The 13,077-nt window shown below is 63.8% G+C and carries 11 protein-coding genes; 5 read left to right on the top strand and 6 right to left on the bottom strand.

What is annotated here, in order from left to right; genetic code table 11:
- The first annotated feature begins 2 nt into the window (after nucleotides 1-2).
- From GEV38_RS09180 to GEV38_RS09190, 3 genes are all read left to right on the top strand, one after another.
- On the top strand, nucleotides 3-827 hold the full coding sequence (locus tag GEV38_RS09180) for a mechanosensitive ion channel domain-containing protein (protein ID WP_004376138.1): 825 nt from the start codon (nucleotides 3-5) through the stop codon (nucleotides 825-827).
- A gap of 112 nt (nucleotides 828-939) precedes the next feature.
- Nucleotides 940-1,506: an RNA polymerase sigma factor SigX gene (sigX, locus tag GEV38_RS09185; RefSeq protein WP_003248665.1), complete on the top strand. Its 567-nt coding sequence runs from the start codon at nucleotides 940-942 to the stop codon at nucleotides 1,504-1,506.
- Between the two features lie 111 nt (nucleotides 1,507-1,617).
- Nucleotides 1,618-2,655, top strand: coding sequence for an OmpA family protein (locus tag GEV38_RS09190; RefSeq protein WP_004376136.1), 1,038 nt, complete (start codon nucleotides 1,618-1,620; stop codon nucleotides 2,653-2,655).
- Between the two features lie 189 nt (nucleotides 2,656-2,844).
- On the opposite strand, the gene cobA is transcribed toward GEV38_RS09190, so the two are convergent.
- The 5 genes from cobA to GEV38_RS09215 form a co-directional block, all read right to left on the bottom strand.
- Nucleotides 2,845-3,585 (bottom strand): uroporphyrinogen-III C-methyltransferase, encoded by a 741-nt coding sequence (gene cobA, locus GEV38_RS09195; RefSeq protein ID WP_054573504.1) that lies wholly within the window; start codon nucleotides 3,583-3,585, stop codon nucleotides 2,845-2,847.
- Between the two features lie 27 nt (nucleotides 3,586-3,612).
- A complete protein-coding gene (locus GEV38_RS09200) occupies nucleotides 3,613-5,283 on the bottom strand; it encodes a bifunctional protein-serine/threonine kinase/phosphatase (RefSeq protein ID WP_015269497.1) in 1,671 nt (556 codons plus the stop codon).
- Nucleotides 5,284-5,292: 9 nt separating this feature from the next.
- Nucleotides 5,293-6,504 carry a NarK/NasA family nitrate transporter gene (locus tag GEV38_RS09205; RefSeq protein ID WP_054573503.1) on the bottom strand — a complete coding sequence of 404 codons (1,212 nt, stop codon included), beginning with the start codon at nucleotides 6,502-6,504 and terminating at the stop codon, nucleotides 5,293-5,295.
- Between the two features lie 310 nt (nucleotides 6,505-6,814).
- Nucleotides 6,815-7,390 carry an ANTAR domain-containing response regulator gene (locus GEV38_RS09210; protein WP_013971673.1) on the bottom strand — a complete coding sequence of 192 codons (576 nt, stop codon included), beginning with the start codon at nucleotides 7,388-7,390 and terminating at the stop codon, nucleotides 6,815-6,817.
- 12 nt (nucleotides 7,391-7,402) lie between these two features.
- Complete coding sequence (locus GEV38_RS09215; protein WP_015269499.1) at nucleotides 7,403-8,617, bottom strand: CmpA/NrtA family ABC transporter substrate-binding protein; 1,215 nt, start codon at nucleotides 8,615-8,617, stop codon at nucleotides 7,403-7,405.
- 280 nt (nucleotides 8,618-8,897) lie between these two features.
- On the opposite strand from GEV38_RS09215, the gene GEV38_RS09220 reads away from it, so the two are divergent.
- Nucleotides 8,898-9,923, top strand: a complete 1,026-nt coding sequence (locus GEV38_RS09220; protein WP_015269500.1) for a quinone-dependent dihydroorotate dehydrogenase — start codon at nucleotides 8,898-8,900, stop codon at nucleotides 9,921-9,923.
- A 94-nt stretch (nucleotides 9,924-10,017) separates the two neighbouring features.
- Here the strand turns inward: GEV38_RS09220 and rmf are convergent, their stop codons facing one another.
- Nucleotides 10,018-10,233, bottom strand: a complete 216-nt coding sequence (gene rmf / locus GEV38_RS09225) for a ribosome modulation factor (RefSeq protein ID WP_003248687.1) — start codon at nucleotides 10,231-10,233, stop codon at nucleotides 10,018-10,020.
- Between the two features lie 561 nt (nucleotides 10,234-10,794).
- On the opposite strand from rmf, the gene rlmKL reads away from it, so the two are divergent.
- A complete protein-coding gene (rlmKL, locus tag GEV38_RS09230) occupies nucleotides 10,795-12,987 on the top strand; it encodes a bifunctional 23S rRNA (guanine(2069)-N(7))-methyltransferase RlmK/23S rRNA (guanine(2445)-N(2))-methyltransferase RlmL (RefSeq protein ID WP_054573502.1) in 2,193 nt (730 codons plus the stop codon).
- Nucleotides 12,988-13,077 lie beyond the last annotated feature (90 nt).

The following is a 13,077-nucleotide window of genomic DNA, read 5'->3' on the forward strand; positions in this document are numbered from 1 at the left end:
ATATGGAACTCGATCTCTGGACCCAGAGCCTGGTTACCGCCATGACTGCCCTTTGGACCAAGGTAGCGAACTTCATCCCCAACCTGTTTGGCGCGCTGGTCGTGGTGCTGCTCGGTTTCGTGGTGGCCAAGCTGCTCGACACGCTGCTGTCCAAACTGCTGGCCAAGTTCGGCCTGGACCGCCTGATGGCCGGCACCGGCCTGACCAAGATGCTCGGCCGGGTCGGCATCCAGGTACCCATCTCCACCCTGATCGGCAAGATCGTCTACTGGTTCGTGCTGCTCATCTTCCTGGTCTCGGCCGCCGAGTCGCTGGGCCTGGAGCGGGTTTCGGCAACCCTCGACATGCTTGCCCTTTACCTGCCGAAGGTGTTCGGCGCAGCTCTGGTGCTGCTGGCCGGCGTGCTGCTGGCCCAGGTGGCCAACGGCCTGGTACGCGGCGCTGCCGAAGGCATCGGCCTGGAGTACTCGGCAGGCCTGGGCCGTATCACCCAAGGCCTGGTGATCATCATCAGCATCTCGGTGGCCATCAGCCAGCTGGAGGTGAAAACCGACCTGCTGAACCATGTGATCGTGATCGGGCTGATTACCGTTGGTCTGGCCGTTGCGTTGGCAATGGGCCTCGGTAGCCGCGAAATCGCTGGGCAGATCCTGGCCGGCATCTACGTGCGCGAACTTTATCAGGTGGGCCAGCAGGTGCGAATTGGAGAGGTCGAAGGGCACATCGAGGAAATCGGTACGGTCAAGACGACGCTGCTGACCGATGATGGCGAACTGGTGTCGCTGTCCAATCGCGAGTTGCTTGAGCAGCGAGTCAATAGCCGCTAACCGCACAAAGCTGTTAATGTATGCCGCCGCGAAAATCGACCCACGGGGTCGCGCGGCGACATTGACCTGACTGTCGGCCAGATCCGTTTTGAATAAAGTTCATTCGCCGCCCATGCGTTATGACCCCCGCGAGCTCACCGACGAAGAGTTGGTGGCGCGTTCGCATGAAGAGCTGTACCACGTTACCCGCGCCTATGAGGAGCTCATGCGGCGCTACCAACGGACCCTGTTCAACGTCTGTGCACGTTATCTGGGGAACGACCGTGACGCGGACGATGTCTGTCAGGAAGTCATGTTGAAAGTGCTGTACGGGCTGAAGAACTTCGAGGGTAAGTCCAAGTTCAAGACCTGGCTCTACAGCATCACCTACAACGAATGCATTACCCAGTACCGCAAGGAGCGCCGTAAACGTCGGCTGATGGATGCCTTGAGTCTGGACCCTGTCGAAGAGGCGTCCGAAGACAAGGCTCCGAAGCCGGAAGAAAAAGGCGGGCTGGACAAATGGCTGGTGCATGTGAACCCGATTGACCGGGAAATCCTGGTGCTGCGTTTTGTCGCAGAGCTGGAATTTCAGGAAATTGCCGACATCATGCACATGGGCCTGAGCGCGACAAAAATGCGCTACAAGCGCGCGCTAGACAAGCTTCGGGAGAAATTTGCCGGCCTCGATGAAACTTAGTGGCGTGCAAATATCTCTAACGAACCGGCGAGTTCTGCTAGACTTGCCGTCGAGTTGTCCCCCTTGTTTGTGGTGGGACTGCTTAACTATCACCAGATGGGGATTTAACGGATGAAATTGAAAAACACCTTGGGCTTGGCCATTGGCTCGCTCGTCGCTGCTACTTCGTTCGGCGTTCTGGCTCAAGGCCAAGGCGCTGTGGAAATCGAAGGCAACGTTACCAAGCAGTACTACGACAGCGAACGTAACTTCAAGAACGACGGCACCAATCCTGGTGTTCGCCTGGGCTACTTCCTGACCGACGACGTTTCCCTGGACCTCGGCTACAACGAGACCCACAACGCTCGTGGTGAAGTCTTCAACAAAGACATCAAAGGTTCCAAGGCCAAGCTCGACGCTACCTACCACTTCGGTACCGTTGGCGACGCTCTGCGTCCGTACGTTTCCGCCGGTTTCGCTCACGAGAGCCTGGGCCAGGCCACTCGTAGCGGCCGCGACCACTCCACCTTCGCCAACGTTGGCGCTGGCGCCAAGTGGTACATCACCGACATGTTCTTCGCCCGTGCTGGCGTAGAAGCCATGTACAACATCGACAACGGCAACACCGAGTGGGGCCCGACCGTTGGTGTTGGTCTGAACTTCGGCGGTAGCCCGAAGCAAGCTGAAGTCGCTCCGGCCCCAGTTGCCGAAGTGTGCTCCGACTCCGACAACGACGGCGTTTGCGACAACGTCGACAAGTGCCCTGACACCCCGGCCAACGTTACCGTTGACGCTGATGGCTGCCCGGCTGTTGCCGAAGTCGTTCGCGTTGAGCTGGACGTCAAGTTCGACTTCGACAAGTCGGTCGTCAAGCCAAACAGCTACGGCGACATCAAGAACCTGGCTGACTTCATGAAGCAGTACCCACAGACCACCACCACCGTGGAAGGTCACACTGACTCCGTCGGCCCAGACGCTTACAACCAGAAGCTGTCCGAGCGTCGTGCCAACGCTGTCAAGCAGGTCCTGACCCAGCAGTACGGCGTAGAATCCAGCCGTGTTGATTCGGTTGGCTACGGCGAAACCCGTCCGGTTGCCGACAACGCCACCGAAGAAGGCCGCGCTGTCAACCGTCGCGTTGAAGCTCAGGTAGAAGCCCAGGCCAAGTAATTGGTTTGAAGCTTCATGAAAAACCCGGCTTCGGCCGGGTTTTTCTTTGCCTGGGATTTATCCGGTCTCAAAGCCTGCACAATGCCTGTAGGAGCAGCCTTGCGCTGCGAAGAGGCCATTACAGCAACAGAATACCATTGCCCTTACCGGCCTCTTCGCAGCGCAAGGCTGCTCCTACAGGGATGGCGTTCAGCCCGCGACTGCGATCAGCCCCAGGGCCTGCTGTTCTCCAACCACCTCCCCAATCACCAAAATCGCCGGGCTACGCAAGCCAAACCCCCGCGCATCCTCGACCATCCCCCGCACATCGCTCCTGCATTCCCGCTGCTGCGGCAACGAGGCATTCTCGATCATCGCCACCGGCGTCGCCGGTGCCATGCCCCCGTCCAGTAACCCTTGGCGCACCTGCTCCAGCCTGGCCACGCCCATGTACACCACCAGCGTCGTCCCGCCCTGGGCCAAGGCCGCCCAGTTCAGTTCGCTGTCGTCCTGGGTATGGGCCGTGACCAGCGTCACGCCACGGCTTACGCCACGTGAGGTCAGGGAAATACCGCATTGCGTGGCGCCGGCCAGGCCGGCGGTAATGCCATTGACCACTTCCACCTCGATACCATGCCCCTGCAACCATAGCGCCTCTTCACCGCCGCGGCCGAAGATGCACGGGTCGCCGCCCTTGAGCCGGACCACGCAGCGCCCTTGCCGCGCATGGCGCAGCATCAGGCGCTGGATGAATGCCTGCGGTGTGGAGCGGCAGCCGCCGCGCTTGCCCACGGCAATCACCCGGGCCTGTGGGCAGTGCTCCAGCACTGCCGGGTTGACCAGGTCGTCGATCATCACCACAGCGGCTTGCTGCAAGGCGCGTACAGCCTTGAGAGTGAGCAGCTCCGGATCACCAGGGCCAGCACCAACCAGCCAGACTTTCGCATTCATCAGGGTTTCCTCATCGGCAAGGTGCGTTCAGCCCTTGAGCAGGGTGAGCAGCAAAATCAGGTTGAACAGCAAGGACAGCAGGGCCAGGGTGCGCCAGACCTTCAACGGTTCGCGCTCCAGCAACGGCCGTGGCCGGGTGGGCAGCTCCTGGCGGTCGCCACGTTCGAGCAGCAGTAGCCAGTGTTCGGCGGTTTCGAAGCGCTGCGCCGGGTCGGCTGCCAGTGCCTGCTGCAGGTTGTGCTGCAGCCATTCCGGCAGGTCAGGGCGGTAGCGCGCGGCGTTGACCGGCTGGCCGAAGCGTGGGCGCTGGAAGGCCTCCACCTCGCCGTAGGGGTAATGCCCGGTCAGCAGGTGATACAACGTCACACCCACGGCATACAGGTCCTGGCGTGGGTTGGGCGGCTGGCCGTCGAACGCTTCCGGGGCAATGTATGACGGCGTACCCGGCAACTCGTGCAGCGGGTCTTCGGACAGGCCCGGGCAGTAGGCCAGGCCGAAGTCCAGCAGGCGCAGCTGGCCATCGCTGCCCAGGTGCAGGTTCTCTGGCTTGATGTCGCGGTGCAGCAGGTTGCGCCGGTGCAATACGCCGACCGCCTGCAACAGTTGCCGGGCCAGCTCCAGCCACTGCGGCATGGGCAGCGGGCCATGCTCGGCCAGCAGCGCCGCCAGGCTCTGGCCGGGGTATTCGCGCATCACGTAGTACAGGTGCTGGCGCTGGCTGGCGGTGTGCAGCTCGGGGAAGTGCCGGCCAGCGACCCGGCGCAGGAACCATTCTTCCAGCAACAGCCCTTGCGCCGCACCGGGCTCCTGCCCGCGCGCGGGTGGCAGTGTCTTCAGCAGCCAGGCTCGGCCCTGACCATCGCGCACCCGGTACAGCAGCGACTGGCGGCTTTGCGAAAGCAGCTTTTCGGCTTGCCAGCCATCGATTACCTGGCCTTCACGCAATGGGCCGGGCACCGGCCATTGCTGCAGTTGCGCCAGGGTGTCACCCAGGTTGGCAGTGCCCAATTGCTCGACCTGCACCAGCAAGGCACTGGCGTTGTCCTGGCTGCCGTTCAGGTGCGCGCTGGCGACCAGGGTATCGACGGCCAGTTGCAGGTCGGGTTGCTCGCGCAGCACCGCCTGGATGTGCTGGTCGCCCAGGCTGGCCCATACGCCATCGCTCAACAACAGGAAGCTCTCGCCTGGCTGCAGCTCGCCTTCCAGGTAATCCACCAGCAGGTGCTGGTCCAGGCCCAGCGCGCGCTTCAGTACATGCTGCATGCCAGGCTGGTCCCATACGTGATCTTCGCTCAGGCATTGCAGGCGCCCGGCGTGCCAGCGGTACACGCGGCAGTCTCCCACGTGGGCCAGGGTAAAGCGTCGGCCGCGCAGCACCAGCGCGCTGAGGGTGGTCAGCAGTGGCTGGCCACTGCCTTGGGCGCGCAGCCAGCGGTTTTGCGCCAGCAGCAGGCGGTCCAGTGCCTGGGCCACGCTCCAGGTCGCGGGGGTGGCGTAGTAGTCCAGGGCCAGCGCCTGCAGGCTGGCACGGGCTGCCAGGCCGCCATCGGCACATTGGCTGACGCCGTCGGCGAGGGCGAACAGGTAGCCTTTGCTGGCGGCCAGCTCCGGCGCCGGGGTAACCAGGCGCAGGGCGTCCTGGTTTTCCTCGCGCGGCCCGGTGGCGCTGGCCTGGGCAAAGTTCAGTTGCAGGCTCATGGCTGTGCCTCAGACCCGTGCCGCGGTAACCGCAGCCGAGCCCCAGGTGGTGCGCCAGCGCTGTTTCACGCCGTGCAGGCCGAACCAGGCCAGCAAGCCCAGGCTGGCGAACAGCCACAGCCCCAGTTGGTAGTCACCGGTGTGCTGCTTGATGGTGCCAAGCCCGGCGGCCAGCAGGAAGCCTCCGATGCCGCCGGCCATGCCGATCAGCCCGGTCATCACGCCGATCTCCTGGCGGAAGCGTTGCGGCACAAGCTGGAACACCGCGCCATTGCCGGCCCCCAGGCCGAGCATGGCGCTGACGAACAGGGCCAGTGCGGCGGCGGCGCTAGGCAGGTTGAAGCCGACTGCAGCGATGCAGATGGCCGCCACGCTGTACATGCCCAGCAGGGTGCGGATGCCGCCGAAGCGGTCGGCCAGGGCGCCGCCGAGCGGGCGCATCAGGCTGCCGGCGAACACGCAGGCAGCGGTGTAGTAGCCGGCGGTGACCGGGCTCAGGCCATACTGGTCGCTGAAATAGCCGGGCAGGGCGCTGGCTAGGCCGATGAAGCCGCCGAAGGTGACGCTGTAGAAGAACATGAACCACCAGCTGTCACGGTCGCCCAGGGCCTTGAGGTAGTCGGCCATGGCTTTTGGCTTGGGCCGCTGCGGAGCATTACGTGCCAGCAGGGCGAACACCAACAGGGCCAGCGACAGCGGGATCAGCGCGAAGCCGAACACGTTGTTCCAGCCAAAGCCCGCAGCCAGCGCCGGGGCCAGCAGGGCGGCGAACACTGTGCCGGAGTTGCCGGCACCTGCAATGCCCATGGCTTTGCCTTGGTGCTGTGGCGGGTACCATTGCGAGGCCAGCGGCAGTGACACAGCGAACGAAGCGCCGGCAAAGCCGAGGAACACGCCCAGCAGCAGCGCTTGTTCATAGCTGCGCACGCCCAGGTGCCAGGCAGCGGCGAGGGCGACGATGACCACCACCTGGCCGATCAGCCCGGCGGTCTTGGGCGACAGGCGGTCGACCAGCACGCCCATGGCGAAGCGCAGGATCGCCCCGGCCAGGATCGGCGTGGCCACCATCAGGCCCCGTTGTTGTGCACTCAGCTGCAGATCGGCGGCAATCTGCACCGCCAATGGGCCAAGCAGGTACCAGACCATGAAGCTGAGGTCGAAGTACAGGAACGCGGCGAACAGCGTGGGCACATGCCCGGATTTCCAGAAGCTGGTACTCATCGAACACCTCACTCGGCAATGCAACGGAACGAAAAAGACGCCGCTACCCGCTCCACGTGCGTGGAGGGGAGAGCGACGTCTTTGTCGGGGATTAAGTGGGGCAACCGCCGTTGGCTACCGGTGATATTTGTTCAGCAAGAGATGGGCCAACTCTGAGAAGTTGCAGTCCCCCTTGTAGGAGCGGCCTTGTGTCGCGATGGGCTGCGCAGCAGCCCCAGGATCTAAGCTTCGCGGCAGAGATTACCGGGGCTGCTGTGCAGCCCATCGCGACACAAGGCCGCTCCTACAGGGGACCGCTTGAAGCAGGTTGCTAGCCCAGCATCTCGTGCATGGCAATGATCTGCTCGGCCACCTGGATCAGCTTCTGCTGCCGGCTCATGGCCTGGCGGCGCATCAGGGTGTAGGCCTGTTCTTCGTTGCAGTCCTTCATCTTCATCAGCAAACCCTTGGCCTGCTCGATGCGCTTGCGCTCGGCCAGTTGTTGGTCGCGCGCAAGCAGCTGCGCCTTCAGCGCCTGGTCGCTTTCGAAGCGGGCCATGGCCACGTCCAGGATCGGTTGCAGCCGCGCGGCATGAATGCCTTCAACGATGTAGGCGCTGACCCCTGCCTGGATCGCCTGGCGCATCACCCCGGGGTCGTGCTCGTCGGTGAACAGCACGATTGGCCGTGGCTGGTCACGGCTGACCAGGACCACCTGTTCCATCACATCGCGGTCCGGTGAGTCGGTATCGATAAGCACCACGTCCGGGCGCACCGTTTCAACGCAGGCGGGCAGGTCGATGGTCAGGCCTGGGGCTTCGATGACCTCGAAGCCGGCCTCGCTCAAGGCCGCCTTGAGGCGGCCGAGTTTGCTCTGGGTGTCGTCGATCAGCAGGATGCGCAACATGAATGGTCCCCCTCACGCGCCGACACGGGCATCGGGCAGGTCGCCCAGCGCATGCAGGCTGAAGCTGCGGGCATAGCCGTAGGGGTCGCTGCCGTCCCAGCGGCTGCCATCTATCAGCAGGCTGCTGCGCATCGGCTGCTCGGGGCAGGCCACGCCGAGGCTTTGTGCCGCCTCGCCATACAGTGCCAGTTGCTGGACCTGGCGCGCCACGCCGAGGTAGTCGGGGTCATCGCGCAGCAAGCCCCAGCGGCGGAACTGGGTCATGAACCACATGCCGTCGGACAGGTACGGCAGGTTGGCCCGGCCGTGATCGTGCAGGCGCAGGGCGTGCGGATCTTGCCAGTGATTACCCAGGCCATCGTGGTAGCTGCCGAGCAGTCGCGGCTCGATACTTGCCAGCGGAGTGTCCACGTAGGCGCTGCTGCTGAGCAGTTGCGCAGTGCTGCGGCGGTTTTCCGGACTTTGCTCGATGAAGCGGCTGGCGGCGAGTACCGCCTTGATCAGCGCGCGGGCGCTGTTGGGGTATTGCTCAGCAAAGGCGCGGGCGCAGGCCAGGACTTTTTCCGGGTGGTCCGGCCAGATCGACTGGCTGGTGGCCAGGGTGAAGCCCTGGCCCGTGGCCACTGCGTCGGCAGCCCAGGGTTCGCCCACGCAGAAACCGTCGATGCGCCCGGCCTGAATATGCGCAGCCATTTGCGCCGGTGGTACCACCACGCTGTCGACGTCGCGCAATGGGTGGATGCCCTGGCTGGCCAGCCAGTAATACAGCCACATGGCGTGGGTACCGGTGGGGAAGGTCTGGGCGAAGGTGAGGCGTGCGCCATGCTGGTGCACCAGGCGCGCCAGTGCTTCAGGGTTGGTCACGCCTTTGCGCTGCAGGGCCGGGGACAGGTTTATGGCCTGGGCGTTCTGGTTCAGCCCCATGAGCACGGCCATGGCGCTGGCCGGTACACCGCCGATGCCCAGGTGCACGGCGTACACCAGGCCATACAGGCAGTGCGCCGCATCCAGTTCGCCGCTGACCAGCTTGTCGCGCAGCCCGGCCCAGGAGCCCTGGCGCTTGAGGTTGAGGGTAAGGCCGTGCTGCTGGGCGAAGCCTTGGGTGGCGGCGACTACCACCGAGGCGCAGTCGGTCAGGGCCATGTAGCCGATGTTCAGGCTGGGCTTTTCCGGCGCGTCGCTGCCGTTGACCCAGGCCAGGGGCGTTGCTCGGGGTGCAGTGTTCACAAGGTTCCTCGCCCGTACTGATAAGGCTGTGGGCTTTTCCGGTGCAACCGATGTGCCATCTGGCAGCATCCCTGTGGAGCAACTGCCCTGTGCCGCCTGCATTGGCCTCATCGCCGGCAAGCCAGCTCCCACAGATACAGCACAGGTTTCAGCCCTTGTGTTGTACCTGTGGGAGCTGGCTTGCCGGCGATGGGCTGCGCAGCAGCCCCACGATTTGCTGTCATGCCGGCCCCACGCTGGCTATAATCGCCCCCTCATTCACCCCGAGCCTTGCCCGCCCATGTATACCCTGGCCCGCCAGCTGCTGTTCAAGCTTTCCCCGGAAACCTCCCACGACCTGTCCCTGGACCTGATCGGCGCCGGTGGCCGTCTCGGCCTCAACGGCATGCTGTGCAAGCAGCCGGCGGCTTTGCCGGTTACGGTCATGGGCTTGAACTTCGCCAACCCGGTGGGCCTGGCGGCCGGCCTGGACAAGAACGGTGCGGCCATCGACGGTTTCGCCCAGCTGGGCTTCGGCTTCGTCGAAATCGGCACCGTCACCCCGCGACCGCAGCCGGGCAACCCCAAGCCGCGGCTGTTCCGCCTGCCAGAGGCAACGGCCATCATCAACCGCATGGGCTTCAACAACCTGGGCGTTGATCACCTGCTCGGCCGGGTACGGGCTGCGCGTTACAACGGTGTGTTGGGCATCAACATCGGCAAGAATTTCGACACCCCGGTGGAGCGTGCCGTCGATGACTACCTGATCTGCCTGGACAAGGTGTACACCGAGGCCAGTTACATCACGGTCAACGTCAGTTCGCCCAACACCCCGGGCCTGCGCAGCCTGCAGTTCGGCGATTCGCTCAAGCAACTGCTCGATGCCCTGGCCGTGCGCCGCGAGCAACTGGCCGGCACGCATGGCAAGCGCGTACCTCTGGCAATCAAGATTGCCCCGGACATGAGCGACGAAGAAACCGCCCTGGTGGCCGCGGCGCTGATCGAGTCGGGCATGGATGCGGTGATCGCCACCAATACCACGCTGGGCCGTGAAGGTGTCGAAGGCCTGCCGTACGGTGGCGAGGCGGGTGGCCTGTCGGGTGCGCCGGTGCTGGAAAAGAGCACCCATATCGTCAAGGTGCTGGCGGGTGAGCTGGGCGGCAAGCTGCCGATCATTGCCGCTGGCGGCATTACCGAAGGCCGCCATGCCGCCGAGAAGATCGCTGCCGGGGCGAGCCTGGTGCAGATCTACTCCGGCTTCATCTATAAAGGGCCGGCGCTGATTCGCGAGGCGGTGGACGCTATCGCGGCAATGCCACGGGTTTGATCGGCAATAAAAAAGGGCCCCATCAAGGGGCCCCTGGGCCTTCGCCCGCCGCCCGGATAGGGCGTGCATGGTGAATCGAATTCAGTGTCCTCGTTCAGCCAACGGCGTGATTTTCGTTGAGTCTATGGATGCCAGCGGTGCCAGTCATTCCGTCCCAGTTATCACCGCGACCTTCACGCCAGCCGTTGATCCAGGCTTGGCGAACAGAAGGAAGATTGAAGGGGCAAAGTTCGCGGGATTTGCCGGTGACCCCGTATTGGTAGCCACGTGAATATGCTCTTTCCAACGGATCACGCTTAAGTCTTCTCATAGGGTGTTGCCCTCACTTGTTGACTGTAATGTCCCGTCGGCCTCTCCGAGGCCGGGCAGAGTCTTTCTGCCGGTGTGCGCTCGCTGCCGGCGTGGCGAGCTGAAAGTGCCACCTCGTTGCGAAGTGGCCTGAGACCAGTTCTATCGAATGCGAGTCACGGTGTGAATGATCGATTTGTCATAAGCACGTAACCTTTCCAAGGGTGAGGGGATAAGTAAATAAATGCGACTCAACCTTGTTTAGCGTTGAGCCCGCTATGATCAGGGTTTGCCGATCATTGACGTCATTTCGCCAGCGTTGCTTGCGGATGACAGAAATAATTTGAAATGCGACGAAGGGTCACATCGGCCCTGGTATCGCCAGAATTTTTCATACTGCCTGATGATCTAAGCTGTCTTTGCCACTGGGCCAAGCACAGATCGGTCAGGCGGCCCGGCCTTTCATCGCACGCTCGCGTGTCGGGAAGGGCCACCCGCACGCCTGCTGGAAAGGTGTGCGGGCAAACATCGCGGGGCGATGCGTCGCCCCGTCAGTCAAATAGCCCAAGGCGCTGGATTACTCATGTCGGACCGTTTCGAACTTTACCTCACTTGCCCTAAAGGCCTGGAAGGCCTGCTTGCCGAAGAGGCGCGGGGCCTCGGCCTGGATGACGTGCGCGAGCACACCTCGGCCATTCGCGGCGCCGCCGACATGGAAACCGCCTACCGTCTGTGCCTTTGGTCACGCCTGGCCAACCGGGTGCTGCTGGTACTCAAGCGCTTCTCCATGAAGAACGCCGACGACCTCTACGACGGCGTGCACGCGGTCGACTGGGCCGATCACCTGACAGCCGACGGCACCCTGGCGGTTGAGTTCAGCGGCCATGGCTCGGGCATCGACAACACCCACTTCGGTGCGTTGAAGGTCAAGGACGCGATCGTCGACAAGCTGCGCAACCGTGAAGGCCTGCGCCCGTCGGTGGAAAAGATCGACCCTGATGTGCGCGTGCACCTGCGCCTGGACCGTGGCGAAGCCATTCTCTCGCTCGACCTTTCCGGGCACAGCCTGCACCAGCGTGGCTACCGCCTGCAGCAAGGCGCCGCGCCGCTGAAGGAAAACCTGGCGGCGGCGGTACTCATCCGCGCCGGCTGGCCGCGCATTGCCGCCGAAGGTGGCGCGCTGGCCGACCCGATGTGCGGTGTGGGTACCTTCCTGGTCGAAGCGGCGATGATCGCCGCCGATATCGCGCCCAACCTCAAGCGTGAGCGCTGGGGCTTCAGTGCCTGGCTCGGCCACGTACCGGCATTGTGGCGCAAGGTGCATGACGAGGCGCAGGCGCGGGCACAGGCCGGTCTGGCCAAGCCACCACTGTGGATCCGTGGCTACGAGGCCGACCCGCGGTTGATCCAGCCAGGCCGCAACAACGTCGAGCGTGCCGGCCTGGGCGACTGGGTGAAGATCTACCAGGGCGAGGTCAGTACCTTCGAGCCGCGCCCTGACCAGAACCAGAAAGGCCTTGTCATCAGCAACCCGCCCTATGGCGAGCGCCTGGGTGACGAAGCCAGCCTGCTGTACCTCTACCAGAACCTCGGCGAGCGTCTGCGCCAGGCCTGCATGGGCTGGGAGGCGGCGGTGTTCACCGGCGCGCCGCAGCTGGGCAAGCGCATGCGTATTCGTAGCCACAAGCAGTACGCGTTCTGGAACGGCGCCTTGCCGTGCAAGCTGCTGCTGTTCAAGGTGCAGCCCGACCAGTTCGTTACCGGCGAGCGCCGCGAGGCGCAGCCTGAAGGCGCGGAAACCCGCCAGCAGGCAGCACCGGCCAGCGAGCCGGCGCGCCTGTCGGAAGGGGCGCAGATGTTCGCCAACCGCCTGCAGAAAAACCTCAAGCAACTGGGCAAGTGGGCCCGCCGCGAGCAGGTCGATTGCTACCGCCTGTACGACGCCGACATGCCCGAATATGCCCTGGCGGTCGACCTGTACCAGGACTGGGTGCACGTGCAGGAATACGCCGCGCCACGTTCGGTCGACCCGGACAAGGCCCAGGCACGCCTGCTTGACGCGCTGGCAGCCATCCCGCAGGCCCTGGGCATTTCGCCGCAGCGTGTGGTGCTCAAGCGTCGCGAGCGGCAGAGCGGCACGCGCCAGTACGAGCGCCAGGCGACCGAAGGCCGCTTCCAGGAAGTTAACGAAGGTGGCGTAAAGCTGCTGGTCAACCTCACCGACTACCTCGACACGGGCCTGTTCCTGGACCATCGCCCGATGCGCATGCGCATCCAGCGCGAAGCAGCCGGCAAACGCTTCCTCAACCTGTTCTGCTACACCGCCACGGCCACCGTGCACGCGGCCAAGGGCGGCGCGCGCAGCACCACCAGCGTCGACCTGTCGAAAACCTACCTGGACTGGGCGCGACGCAACCTTGCGCTCAATGGCTTCTCCGAGCGCAACCGCCTGGAGCAGGGCGATGTGATGGCCTGGCTGGAAGGCAACCGCGACAGCTATGACCTGATCTTCATCGACCCGCCGACCTTCTCCAACTCCAAGCGCATGGAAGGCGTGTTCGATGTGCAGCGTGACCACGTGCAACTGCTGGACCTGGCCATGGCCCGCCTGGCGCCGGGTGGCGTGCTGTATTTCTCCAACAACTTCCGCAAGTTCCAGTTGGACGAGCACCTGATGGCGCGTTATGCGGTGGAAGAGATCACGGCCCAGACCCTGGACCCGGACTTCGCGCGCAATAACCGTATCCATCGTGCCTGGCGTCTGCAGCTTCGTTGAGGCGACGAGGTACATTGCGCGGCTAATGGCCAATAGCTATAACTGAGGGCAGGGCAAGATAATCCGCAGGACGCTGACGTGACGAGATGG

This window comes from Pseudomonas sp. 13159349 (genome assembly GCF_013305685.1).
Taxonomy (GTDB): domain Bacteria; phylum Pseudomonadota; class Gammaproteobacteria; order Pseudomonadales; family Pseudomonadaceae; genus Aquipseudomonas; species Aquipseudomonas asiatica.

Excerpts from the sequence above, each read along its gene's own strand:
- GEV38_RS09210 (WP_013971673.1), bottom strand. The coding sequence starts at position 7,390 with ATGTTGCGCATCCTGCTGATCGACGACACCCAGAGCAAACTCGGCCGC.
- rmf (WP_003248687.1), bottom strand. The coding sequence starts at position 10,233 with ATGAGAAGACTTAAGCGTGATCCGTTGGAAAGAGCATATTCACGTGGC.
- GEV38_RS09200 (WP_015269497.1), bottom strand. The coding sequence starts at position 5,283 with ATGAGCCTGCAACTGAACTTTGCCCAGGCCAGCGCCACCGGGCCGCGC.
- cobA (WP_054573504.1), bottom strand. The coding sequence starts at position 3,585 with ATGAATGCGAAAGTCTGGCTGGTTGGTGCTGGCCCTGGTGATCCGGAG.
- GEV38_RS09220 (WP_015269500.1), top strand. The coding sequence starts at position 8,898 with ATGTATACCCTGGCCCGCCAGCTGCTGTTCAAGCTTTCCCCGGAAACC.
- GEV38_RS09205 (WP_054573503.1), bottom strand. The coding sequence starts at position 6,504 with ATGAGTACCAGCTTCTGGAAATCCGGGCATGTGCCCACGCTGTTCGCC.
- sigX (WP_003248665.1), top strand. The coding sequence starts at position 940 with ATGCGTTATGACCCCCGCGAGCTCACCGACGAAGAGTTGGTGGCGCGT.
- GEV38_RS09180 (WP_004376138.1), top strand. The coding sequence starts at position 3 with ATGGAACTCGATCTCTGGACCCAGAGCCTGGTTACCGCCATGACTGCC.
- GEV38_RS09190 (WP_004376136.1), top strand. The coding sequence starts at position 1,618 with ATGAAATTGAAAAACACCTTGGGCTTGGCCATTGGCTCGCTCGTCGCT.
- rlmKL (WP_054573502.1), top strand. The coding sequence starts at position 10,795 with ATGTCGGACCGTTTCGAACTTTACCTCACTTGCCCTAAAGGCCTGGAA.